The organism is Rhizobium sp. BK212 (assembly GCF_014197475.1).
Lineage (GTDB): Bacteria > Pseudomonadota > Alphaproteobacteria > Rhizobiales > Rhizobiaceae > Rhizobium > Rhizobium anhuiense.
In genome coordinates this window covers 22,566-31,154 of record NZ_JACIFS010000017.1, presented here as the reverse complement: position 1 = coordinate 31,154, position 8,589 = coordinate 22,566, and the positions used below count along the sequence as shown (strand labels likewise).

Here is an 8,589-nt window from a genome sequence, read left to right as displayed (position 1 = left end):
CCGGCCGCCACCATCGCCTTCAGCGCCGTCATCGCCGCGTCACCGCCACCGCCGGCCACCGGAACATCCTTCCAGGCAAAACCTTCCTTCGACAGATCCTGCTTCAGAACGTTCAGCGCCGCTGCCTCGCCGCCCGACGTCCACCAGTGCAACATCTGCACTTCCTTCACGTCGGCAGCCTGCGCTGCGCTCAGGCCGGCCATCATCACGACAGCAATCGCTGCCGAGCTCAAAAACTTGCGCATGAATTTCCTCCCATTTGCAAATCGGCGGCGGGACCCTCCCTGCCGCCCGATGTTTTCCACCCATTGTGGCGGTCGACATACGACCGCGCTCCTCCGCGCGGTTGCTAATTTAAAACGTTATAACTCTTTGATCGTCAAGTCCTTTCTCGACTGTCGAGAAAAATATGGTTATTTCGCCATGGCATTGAAATTAATAGATATTTTCTATAAGATTAACAAAACGTAAAAATTTAAAACGTTTTCATTCGTTGATTGCGTGCCGGATTCATCGTGTTATTGTGTCGGCAAATCCACCATGGAAAGCTCAGGGTGACCGAACCGTCCCGGCCGCAACGCGGCGAAAATTTCGATATCGCACACAGGCGCGGCAAGCCGACCTTGCGAACGATCGCCACGATCGCCGGTCTTGCCGTGACGACGGTGTCACGGGCGCTTTCCGACGCGCCGCAGATTTCGCTGGAGACCCGTCAACGCGTGCACCGTATCGCCCGCGAGATCGGCTATCTCCCCGACCGGGCCGCGCAGCGTCTGAAGACCGGCCGCACCAACGTCATCGCCATTCTGCTCGATTCGCACGAGGAGGTGGTCGGCTTCAGCACCTCGATCATGTACGGCATCGCCAAGGCGCTGAAAGAGACCGCCTACCATCTAGTCGTCGCCCCGAACTTCCTGTCGACGACCGACGTCGAAGCCGCCGAATACATTATCCGTAACCACCTCGCCGACGGGCTGATCTTCACACGCACCGAACCGCTCGATGCCCGTGTCCGCCTCCTGCTCGAAACCGGCTTTCCCTTCATCTGTCACGGCCGCACCGAATTTTCGACGCCGCACCCCTATGTCGACTATGACAATTTCACCTTTGCCTATGAGGCGACGCGCCGGCTGATCGCCAAGGGCCGCAGAAAGGTGGCGGTGATCCTGCCGCCGAAACGGCTGACCTTCTGCCAGCATATTCTGCATGGTTTCATGACGGCGGTGCGCGAAGCAGGCATCGCCTATGAGATCCCTGAGGCCATCGATCTCGATACACCGGCGGGTGTGCTGCGCGACTTCATTCGCGGCCGCGCTGATGCCCCGGATGCTCCTGACGGTTTCATCTGTCCCGGCGAAGTTTCGGCGCTCGCCGTCATCAGCGGCATGAGCGATGCCGGCCGTTTACTGGCCATCGATTACGATATCGTCGCCAAGGAGACGTCCCGCCTTCTCAGCCAGTTGCAGCCGAAGGTCGACACGATCCACGAGGACCTGACGGCCGCCGGCGAGGATCTCGGCCGCATGCTGCTGCAGCGCATCAACAATCCGGACGCCGAAGATCTGCAGCTTCTGCTGCCGCCGCAGATCAACTTTCCGGTCGGTTAACCGCTCGGCTGTGACGGCCGACCTCTTAAAACTGTTTGCATGACGCGTGATTTGTCCTAGAAGCACCGCGTAATCCGGTCGCAGCCCACCCGGTCAAAACAAGGGATCCAAAATATGAAAACCATCGTCGTCTGCTCCGGCGGACTGGACTCCGTTTCGCTTGCCCACAGGATAGCCGCGGAAAAACAGCTTATCGGCCTAATCTCCTTCGACTACGGCCAACGGCATCGCAAGGAACTCGAATTCGCCGCGAAGTGTGCCGCACGCCTTTCCGTTCCCCATCATATTATCGACATTGCCAGCATCGGCGGCCATCTCAGCGGATCGGCCCTGACCGACAATGTCGAGGTTCCCGACGGCCACTATGCCGAGGAGACCATGAAAGCCACGGTCGTCCCGAACCGCAACGCCATCATGCTGGCCATCGCCTTCGGTCTGGTGGCAGCGCAAAAGGCAGATGCCGTTGCCGTCGCCGTGCATGGTGGCGACCACTTCATTTACCCCGACTGTCGGCCGGGCTTCATCGACGCCTTCCAGCGCATGCAGAACGAAGCGCTGGAGGGTTATGCCAGCGTGAAATTGCTTGCACCGTATGTCGATGTTCCCAAAGCGGCGATCGTGGTTGACGGCGAAAAACACGGCACGCCGTTTTCGGAAACATGGTCCTGCTACAAGGGCGGCAGGCTCCACTGCGGGCGCTGCGGAACCTGCGTCGAACGCCGCGAGGCCTTCCATCTGGCCGGCGTTCCCGATCCGACGGAGTACGATGACCGGGACTTCTGGAAAGCGGCCCTGTCCCAATATTCGGCGACGGAGGCGCGTTGATGTACCGCATCACCAAGGAGTTTCACCTCTCCGCCTCCCATCAGCTGGATCATCTGCCCGCCGACCATCAATGCGCTCGGCTCCACGGCCACAACTACATTGTGGTCATCGAGCTCTCCGCCGAAAGCCTGAATGATGACGGCTTCGTTCGTGACTACCACGACCTCTCGTCGCTCAAGCGCTATATCGACGAAACCTTCGATCATCGGCACCTGAACGACGTCTTCGGCCATTCGAAAGTCACCTCCGAGTTCCTGGCAAGGCACTTTTACGACTGGTGCAAGCAGCGCTTCCCGGAGACATCGTCCGTTCGCGTCAGCGAGACGCCGAAAACCTGGGCGGAGTACAGACCGTGAGTGGCGGAACCATTCGCGTCAGCGAGATCTTTGGCCCGACCATCCAGGGTGAAGGCGCCTTGATCGGGCTGCCGACGGTGTTCGTCAGAACAGGCGGCTGTGATTATCGATGTTCCTGGTGCGACAGCCTGCACGCGGTCGACAGCGCGTTCCGCGATCAATGGATTCCGATGTCCCCCGAGGCGATCTGGCATAAGGTCACCGAACTCTCCGGGGCAAAGCCACTGACGGTTTCCCTTTCCGGAGGCAATCCGGCGATACAACCCTTAAGGCCGCTGATCGAACTTGGCCATTCCCAAGGATACCGCTTTGCACTGGAAACGCAGGGAAGCATAGCCCAGGCCTGGTTTCGCGATCTCGACGTCCTGGTCATCAGCCCCAAACCGCCATCCAGCGGCATGCCGACGGATTGGGACCAGGTGGACCACTGTCTTCACCTAGCCGCCAGCGGCCCCGAGATCGTCCTGAAGATCGTCGTCTTCGACGATGCCGACTACGCATTCGCCCGACGGGCAGGTGAGCGCTATCCGCAAATTCCCCTGTTCCTCCAACCCGGCAACCACACCCCGCCGCCGCCCGACGATGACGACGCCCGCATTGATATCGACGGTGTGATGGATCGGATGCACTGGCTTGTCGACAAGGTGACGGCGGACCAATGGTTTGCAGCCCGCGTGCTGCCTCAACTGCACGTGCTGCTTTGGGGAAACAAGCGAGGGGTCTGAGCTACCTGCCCTCTGGAAAGGCGAAGACATCGACCGGTTCGCCGAGCCCGCGCAGCGGGAAGGTGCCGAGACTGTCCATCTCCTCCGCGCAGCCCGCCATTTCGACGAAGGCCCGCGATAGCAGCACCGGACGCTTGACCTCCTTGGTCAGGCTTTCCAGCCGCGAGGCGACATTGACCGCCGGCCCGATGACGGTGAAATCCAGCCGCCGGCGCGAGCCGATATTGCCGTACATGACATCGCCGACATGCACGCCGACGCCGTAGCGCAGCGGTTCGCGCCCATTGCTCGCATGCTGCTGGTTCAATTGCGCCATCAACTCCTGGCCCTCACGGATCGCCTGCAGCAGATCATGACAGGCCGTTTCCTTGCTCAGCGGGAAGATCGCCAGCAAGCCGTCGCCCATGAACTTCAGGATCTCTCCGCCATAGCGCTCGATCGGGTCGGACATAGCGTCGAAATAATCGTTGAGCAGATGGATGACGTCGTCGCGCGGCCAGAGATCCGAAATCGCCGTAAAGTCGCGCAGATCGCAGATCATGATCGCCGCGCCGACGGTCGCGCCGCTGCCACGCGTCGTAACACCCGACAGGATCTGCTCGCTCGCATGCGGTCCCACATAGGTCTGCAGCAGCGTGCGCGCCATGATGTTCTTCAGCCGGATTTCGCTGACGAGGGTCAGGGCCGGCAGCAGGTCGCGCAGGGAATCGATATGATCATTCGTAAAACCGCCCGGCCGGCTGGTGGAAAATGTCGCGACGTGCCGTTTGCCGAACGTATGCTCGACCGGCCAGGCGATATACTCCGTGAGACCGTCGTCGCGCAGTTCCTGGTAGAATGAATCCTCGTCGCCGTCGGCTGTATCTTCCAGCTGTTTGCGCACCTCCTCCGCACCCTGATGGATCGCATTGACGGGACTTTTCAGGAACTCCGGGGTATTTTCGACACCATAGGCGAAAGTGTTGATCTTCGCCTCCGTCAGACCCTCCTTCCAGAGGATGCGGGCGCCAATCCATTGCGGATGGTTCGTCCTGAAATGCAATGTCGCGCGCGCCACCGGCACCCCTGATGCCAATAGCTTCTCGCACATCTCCACCAGGATGTTGTCGATGAACCGCTCGCCGCGCGTCTCGTTCACCAGCCAGTCGAGGATCCGTCTCCTGCGGATCGGCCAGACGCCATCATCCGCTTCGACGGTAGTCCCGGCCTTGTCCAAAAGAGACGACATCAAAAACTCCTGCTGCGCCATATCGGCGAGTACTGAATTTAGTTTCCGCTGAATGTGGGCGATAGGGAAGCAAATGATAAGGGGAGACGGCGATCAAACCTCAGAAATCCCAGTCCTCGTCCTCGGTCGCCACTGCCTTGCCGATGACATAGGAGGAGCCGGAGCCTGAGAAGAAGTCGTGGTTCTCGTCGGCATTCGGCGAAAGTGCCGACAGGATCGCCGGGTTGACCTTGCAGGCATCAGCCGGGAAAAGCGCCTCATAGCCGAGGTTCATCAGCGCCTTGTTGGCATTGTAGTGCAGGAACTTCTTGACGTCCTCGGTCAGCCCGACGCCGTCATAGAGCGCTTCGGTATATCTGGCCTCGTTATCGTAGAGTTCGAGCAGCAGCTCGAAGGCGAAATCCTTGATCTCCTGCCTTCTCTCCTCGCCGAGCCGCTCCAGCCCGCGCTGGAACTTGTAGCCGATATAATAGCCGTGCACCGCCTCGTCGCGGATGATGAGGCGGATCATGTCGGCCGTATTGGTCAGCTTGGCGCGGCTCGACCAGTACATCGGCAGGTAGAAGCCGGAATAGAACAGGAAGCTTTCGAGGAAGACGCTCGCGACCTTCTTCTTCAGCGGATCGCCGGAGCCGTACTGCTCCATGATCAGCGCCGATTTCCGCTGCAGGAATTCATTCTCCTCCGACCAGCGATAGGCATCGTCGACATCGGGCGTCGAGCACAGCGTCGAGAAGATCGAGGAATAGGAGCGCGCATGCACAGCCTCCATGAAGGAGACGTTGGAAAGCACCGCCTCCTCATGCGGCGTTGCCGCATCTTCCATCAGCCTTATGGAACCGACGCCATTCTGGATCGTGTCGAGCAGCGTCAACCCGGTGAAGACGCGGATGGTCAGTTGCTGCTCGACCGACGTCAGCGTCGCCCAGGAAGGAATGTCGTTCGAAAGCGGCACCTTTTCCGGCAGCCAGAAATTGCCGGTGAGCCGGTTCCAGACTTCGAGATCCTTATCGTCCTCGATACGGTTCCAGTTGACGGCGCGCACGCGGCTGATCGGCTTTACGGCGATGTTCATGGTGATTATGTCCTCAATAGATCTGATGGCGCTCGGAGCCCCCTCACCCTGCCCTCTCTCCGAGGGGAGAGGGGATGTCGCGCCTGCCGCAAATGTCTTCTACCCATAGGGGAGAAGGTGCCGGCAGGCGGATGAGGGGGCCATTTGCTTAAAGGCTCGCGGCCGAAATCAACTCACAGCGTACAAGACACACAGCCCTGCACCTCAGTGCCGGACAGCGCCATTTGGCGAAGGCGGATGTAGTAGATCGTCTTGATGCCCTTCTTCCAGGCATGGATCTGCGCCCTGTTGATATCGCGCGTCGTCGCCGTGTCGCGAAAGAACAAGGTCAGCGACAGCCCCTGGTCGACATGCTGGGTCGCCGCCGCATAGGTGTCGATGATCTTCTCCGGTCCGATCTCGTAGGCATCCTGATAATAATCGAGATTGTCGTTGGTCATGAACGGTGCCGGATAATAGACGCGGCCGATCTTGCCTTCCTTGCGAATTTCGATCTTCGAGACGATCGGGTGGATCGAGGAGGTCGAGTGGTTGATGTAGGAGATCGAGCCTGTCGGCGGCACCGCCTGCAGGTTCTGGTTATAGAGGCCGGAGGCCATGACCGCCTTCTTCAGCGCGGCCCAGTCCTCCCTTGTCGGAATATGGATGCCCGCGGTCTCGAACAGCGCCCTGACCTTCTCCGTCGCCGGCTCCCAGAGCTGGTCGGTATATTTGTCGAAATAGTCGCCGGAAGCATATTTCGAATTCTCGAAGCCCTTGAAGCTCGTGCCGCGTTCGACCGCCAAGAGGTTCGAGGCGCGGATCGCGTGATAGGTGACCGTATAGAAATAGATGTTGGTGAAATCGACGCCTTCCTCCGAGCCATAGAAGATGCGTTCGCGGGCGAGATAGCCGTGCAGGTTCATCTGGCCAAGGCCGATCGCATGGCTCTCCTCATTGCCCTTCTCGATCGAGGAAACCGAGGAAATGTGGCTCATGTCGGAAACGGCCGTCAGCGCCCGGATCGACGTCTCGATCGTCTTGCCGAAATCGGCCGAATCCATGGCCGCGGCGATGTTCAGCGAGCCGAGATTGCAGGAAATATCCTTGCCAAGATATTTGTAGGAGAGGTCGTCATTGTATTCGCTGGCCTCGCTCACCTGCAGGATCTCCGAGCAGAGATTGCTCATCGAGATGCGCCCGGCGATCGGGTTCGCCCGATTCACCGTGTCCTCGAACATGATATAGGGGTAGCCGCTCTCGAACTGGATTTCGGCAAGCACCTGGAAGAATTCGCGCGCCTTGATCTTCTTCTTTGAAATGCGGGCATCCGCCACCATCTCGCGGTACTTTTCCGTCACCGAAATCTCGGTGAAAGGCGCGCCATAGACGCGTTCCACGTCATAGGGCGAGAACAGGTACATGTCTTCATTGTTCTTGGCGAGCTCGAAGGTGATGTCGGGCACGACGACGCCGAGCGACAGCGTCTTGATGCGGATCTTCTCGTCGGCATTTTCACGCTTGGTATCGAGGAAGCGCATGATGTCGGGGTGATGGGCGTTGAGATAGACCGCACCCGCGCCCTGCCGCGCCCCGAGCTGGTTGGCATAGGAAAAACTGTCTTCGAGCAGCTTCATCACCGGGATGATGCCAGACGACTGGTTCTCGATCTGCTTGATCGGCGCGCCGGCCTCGCGGATATTGGTCAGCGACAGCGCCACGCCGCCGCCGCGCTTCGACAATTGCAGCGCCGAATTGATCGACCGGCCGATCGATTCCATATTGTCCTCGACGCGCAGCAGGAAGCAGGAAACCAGCTCTCCGCGCTGCTTCTTGCCGGCATTGAGGAAGGTCGGCGTCGCCGGCTGGAAACGGCCGGAAATGATCTCGTCCACCATGTCGCGGGCAAGGCCCTCGTCGCCGCGCGCAAGCGCCAGCGCCACCATGCAGATGCGGTCCTCGTAGCGCTCGAGATAGCGCTTTCCGTCGAAGGTCTTCAGCGTATAGCTGGTGTAATATTTGAAGGCGCCGAGGAAGGTCGGGAAACGGAATTTCCTGGCATAGGCCTGGTCGAACAGGTCTCGCACGAAATTGAAGGAATACTGGTCGAGAACCTCCTGCTCGTAATAACCCTCGGTCACGAGGTAATCGAGCTTTTCCCTCAGATTGTGAAAGAACACCGTGTTCTGGTTCACATGCTGCAGGAAATACTGCTTGGCCGCCAAACGATCCTTGTCGAGCTGGATCCGCCCATCCTCGTCATAGAGGTTCAGCATGGCGTTCAGCGCGTGATAGTCGAGCGTTTCCGCCGCTTTCAAAGGGCGTTCGCCTGCGGGATGAGCAAAAGTGTTATGCGGTTTTGCGCCCGCATCCCGCGTCAGAGTTGTTCCCGTGTCCAAAATCGTTCCATCCCGTGTTTGACGTTGGCGACGTCGTCTTCCGTGCCCATGAGCTCGAACCTGTAGAGGTACGGCACCAGGCATTTCCGCGAGACCACGTCGCCGGCGAGCCCGTATGTCTCGCCGAAATTGCTGTTGCCCGCGGCAATCACGCCGCGGATGTGTCCTCGGTTTTCCGCATCGTTCAAGAAACGAATCACCTGCTTGGGAACGGCACCCTTGCCGCCGTCGCCGCTATAAGTCGGCACAACAAGCACGAAGGGTTCGTGGATATGGAACGCGTCAACGCCACCGGTCGGAATGCGCGCCGCGCGCAGTCCGAGCTTGGCGACGAACCGATGGGTATTTTCGGATCGGCTGGAATAATAGACGATCAACCCCACCGCTTGTCCTCA

8 protein-coding genes and 1 pseudogene are annotated in these 8,589 nt (G+C 59.4%); 4 read left to right on the top strand and 5 right to left on the bottom strand.

Going from position 1 to position 8,589, the window contains the following annotated elements; translation table 11 throughout:
* Positions 1-245 (bottom strand): annotated as a pseudogene (locus FHT79_RS31555) (sugar ABC transporter substrate-binding protein); the annotation flags it as partial.
* A gap of 309 nt (positions 246-554) precedes the next feature.
* Here FHT79_RS31555 and FHT79_RS31550 point away from each other — a divergent pair.
* The 4 genes from FHT79_RS31550 to queE all read left to right on the top strand — a co-directional run bounded on the left by FHT79_RS31550 (position 555) and on the right by queE (position 3,513).
* On the top strand, positions 555-1,607 hold the full coding sequence (locus tag FHT79_RS31550; RefSeq protein WP_028755621.1) for a substrate-binding domain-containing protein: 1,053 nt from the start codon (positions 555-557) through the stop codon (positions 1,605-1,607).
* Positions 1,608-1,721: 114 nt separating this feature from the next.
* Positions 1,722-2,432 (top strand): 7-cyano-7-deazaguanine synthase QueC, encoded by a 711-nt coding sequence (gene queC, locus FHT79_RS31545; protein ID WP_183904699.1) that lies wholly within the window; start codon positions 1,722-1,724, stop codon positions 2,430-2,432.
* Positions 2,432-2,788, top strand: coding sequence for a 6-carboxytetrahydropterin synthase QueD (gene queD, locus FHT79_RS31540; RefSeq protein WP_028755619.1), 357 nt, complete (start codon positions 2,432-2,434; stop codon positions 2,786-2,788). Before queC ends, queD begins: the two co-directional genes overlap by 1 nt.
* On the top strand, positions 2,785-3,513 hold the full coding sequence (gene queE, locus FHT79_RS31535) for a 7-carboxy-7-deazaguanine synthase QueE (protein ID WP_028755618.1): 729 nt from the start codon (positions 2,785-2,787) through the stop codon (positions 3,511-3,513). The genes queD and queE overlap by 4 nt, the downstream gene beginning before the upstream one ends.
* Position 3,514: 1 nt before the next feature.
* Here the strand turns inward: queE and FHT79_RS31530 are convergent, their stop codons facing one another.
* The 4 genes from FHT79_RS31530 to nrdI all read right to left on the bottom strand — a co-directional run bounded on the left by FHT79_RS31530 (position 3,515) and on the right by nrdI (position 8,577).
* Positions 3,515-4,741: an adenylate/guanylate cyclase domain-containing protein gene (locus FHT79_RS31530; RefSeq protein ID WP_028755617.1), complete on the bottom strand. Its 1,227-nt coding sequence runs from the start codon at positions 4,739-4,741 to the stop codon at positions 3,515-3,517.
* A gap of 100 nt (positions 4,742-4,841) precedes the next feature.
* Positions 4,842-5,816 (bottom strand): class 1b ribonucleoside-diphosphate reductase subunit beta, encoded by a 975-nt coding sequence (gene nrdF, locus FHT79_RS31525; protein ID WP_028755616.1) that lies wholly within the window; start codon positions 5,814-5,816, stop codon positions 4,842-4,844.
* 173 nt (positions 5,817-5,989) lie between these two features.
* Positions 5,990-8,194, bottom strand: a complete 2,205-nt coding sequence (nrdE, locus tag FHT79_RS31520) for a class 1b ribonucleoside-diphosphate reductase subunit alpha (protein WP_183904698.1) — start codon at positions 8,192-8,194, stop codon at positions 5,990-5,992.
* The gene (nrdI, locus tag FHT79_RS31515) at positions 8,173-8,577 is read right to left on the bottom strand and encodes a class Ib ribonucleoside-diphosphate reductase assembly flavoprotein NrdI (RefSeq protein ID WP_028755614.1); all 405 of its coding nucleotides are present in this window, start codon (positions 8,575-8,577) and stop codon (positions 8,173-8,175) included. Before nrdI ends, nrdE begins: the two co-directional genes overlap by 22 nt.
* Positions 8,578-8,589 lie beyond the last annotated feature (12 nt).

Excerpts from the sequence above, each read along its gene's own strand:
- queC (WP_183904699.1), top strand. The coding sequence starts at position 1,722 with ATGAAAACCATCGTCGTCTGCTCCGGCGGACTGGACTCCGTTTCGCTT.
- queD (WP_028755619.1), top strand. The coding sequence starts at position 2,432 with ATGTACCGCATCACCAAGGAGTTTCACCTCTCCGCCTCCCATCAGCTG.
- FHT79_RS31530 (WP_028755617.1), bottom strand. The coding sequence starts at position 4,741 with ATGTCGTCTCTTTTGGACAAGGCCGGGACTACCGTCGAAGCGGATGAT.
- nrdF (WP_028755616.1), bottom strand. The coding sequence starts at position 5,816 with ATGAACATCGCCGTAAAGCCGATCAGCCGCGTGCGCGCCGTCAACTGG.